The organism is Mycobacterium sp. NGS49 (assembly GCF_059812565.1).
Map to the genome: position 1 here is coordinate 1 of NZ_JCALCX010000097.1, position 1,216 is coordinate 1,216.

2 protein-coding genes are annotated in these 1,216 nt (G+C 66.2%); both read right to left on the reverse strand.

Going from position 1 to position 1,216, the window contains the following annotated elements; genetic code table 11:
- Window positions 1–214, reverse strand: a 214-nt coding sequence (locus AC5Y7D_RS30835) for a hypothetical protein (RefSeq protein ID WP_499929971.1), incomplete at its 3' end; no start/stop codon positions are given.
- A gap of 47 nt (window positions 215–261) precedes the next feature.
- On the reverse strand, window positions 262–1,173 hold the full coding sequence (locus AC5Y7D_RS30840; RefSeq protein ID WP_499929973.1) for an MBL fold metallo-hydrolase: 912 nt from the start codon (window positions 1,171–1,173) through the stop codon (window positions 262–264).
- Window positions 1,174–1,216: the final 43 nt, after the last annotated feature.

Below are 1,216 nucleotides of genomic sequence, written 5' to 3' on the forward strand. Positions count from 1 at the left end.
CCGCGTGTCGCGTCGGGTGTTTCATACTCGGCACCATTGCCCGCCGCGGCTCGAATCCGTTGCCAAGAAAAGGTCGCTCCGCCCGCTTGCCGATATTGCCGGTGGACCACTGCACCGCGTGCCCCAAAATAAACCGTTGACAGCCTGACTCGATGAGAGTCTGTTGCGCAGCAATGGGATTGAGGTGGGCGAGCCCGGGCTGCGGCTGCCGCACCTGGCCAATAACATGACCGTCTACGAATCGGTGCCGGTGCGATTGAGCTAAAGCGGCTCGATGTCCATCCAGTGGTCGACGTCGAATCGGTCGGCGACGGCGCGCAGTGTCGCACCCCCGTGGCCCGGATAGTGCGCGGGCACCACGGTCGCCCCGGCCGCGACGGCTTCGGAAAATATCCGGTGCCGGGTCATGGCGGCTGCGCCCGGGTCAATGTCGAAGGCGCAGGCGTCGTCGGGGCGACGCACCTGTATCGGGCTGTGGGTGAGATCGCCGACGAATACCGCCCGCCGGCCCGCGTCCAGCCACAGCACCGAGGAGCCGGGAGTATGCCCGGGCGCGGGCCGTAACCGCAACGATGAGCTGATCCGGTAATCATCCGACCATCGGACGACCTGCTCCTCGACGGGCAGGACACTGTCTTCGAATACCAGCCGGTCACCGAGCTGCTGCTGAGCTTCCGCCTCGGTGGTCGGAGTACGTTGTGCCGCAGTCCCATCGGGGTGGAAATGGCGGTAGTCGGGGTCGGGGACCAGGTAGCGGGCGTTGGGAAAAGTCGGCGCCCAAACTGCGTCCCGCAACGTGGTGTTCCATCCCACGTGATCGGAGTGGAGGTGCGTGTTGACCACCACGTCGACGGCGTCCCGGTCGATGCCCGCCGACTGCAGCGCGGCCAGGTATCCGGTGTTCAGATGGTCCAGCGGCGGCGTCTGCGGACGCGTCCGGTCATTGCCGACGCCGGTATCGACGACGACGGTCAGTCCGTCGACATCGATCACCCAGCTCTGGATCGCGATGTGCCACCGGTCGGTGTCGGGGTCGAAAAAGTCCGGTGCCAGCAGGTCTGCGTTGTCCTGCCACCCGTCGGGCGGCGTGTGCGCGAAGGCGCCGGTGGGCAGGTCGAACCGCAGCTCCAACACCCGCGTCACCGTCGCGCGTCCCAACTGAACCGCAGCCATCAGTTCTTCCTCGGCGAGTGTGAATCACGCGACGCGTTCACAG

Excerpts from the sequence above, each read along its gene's own strand:
- AC5Y7D_RS30840 (WP_499929973.1), bottom strand. The coding sequence starts at position 1,173 with ATGGCTGCGGTTCAGTTGGGACGCGCGACGGTGACGCGGGTGTTGGAG.